This window comes from Pseudomonas peli (genome assembly GCF_050563605.1).
GTDB classification, from domain to species: Bacteria; Pseudomonadota; Gammaproteobacteria; order Pseudomonadales; family Pseudomonadaceae; genus Aquipseudomonas; species Aquipseudomonas peli_A.
The window spans coordinates 1-307 of the sequence record NZ_JBNXUH010000372.1 but is presented as its reverse complement, the minus strand read 5'-3'; the positions used below and the strand labels follow the sequence as shown (position 1 = coordinate 307).

The window sequence follows — 307 nt, the reverse complement described above, 5'->3', positions numbered from 1 at the left end:
GCGTCAGATGTGTATAAGAGACAGCAGCGTAGTGTCGCGGCCATCGACGCTGGCAGTGATGTCGAGAAAGGTAATCTCGTCAGCGCCCTGCTCGTCGTAACGGCGGGCGATTTCCACCGGGTCGCCGGCATCGCGGATGTTCTCGAACTGCACGCCCTGTCTCTTTTACACATCTCCCAGCCCACGAGACGAACTGAGCGATCTCGTATGCCGGCTTTTGCTTGNTCTCGTCAGCGCCCTGCTCGTCGTAACGGCGGGCGATTTCCACCGGGTCGCCGGCATCGCGGATGTTCTCGAACTGCACGCC

General features: G+C 60.8%; 1 pseudogene. It reads right to left on the bottom strand.

The window, feature by feature from the left end:
* Positions 1-24: 24 nt before the first annotated feature.
* Positions 25-153 (bottom strand): annotated as a pseudogene (locus ACQ4LH_RS22015) (HisA/HisF-related TIM barrel protein); the annotation flags it as partial.
* Between the last annotated feature and the right edge of the window lie 154 nt (positions 154-307).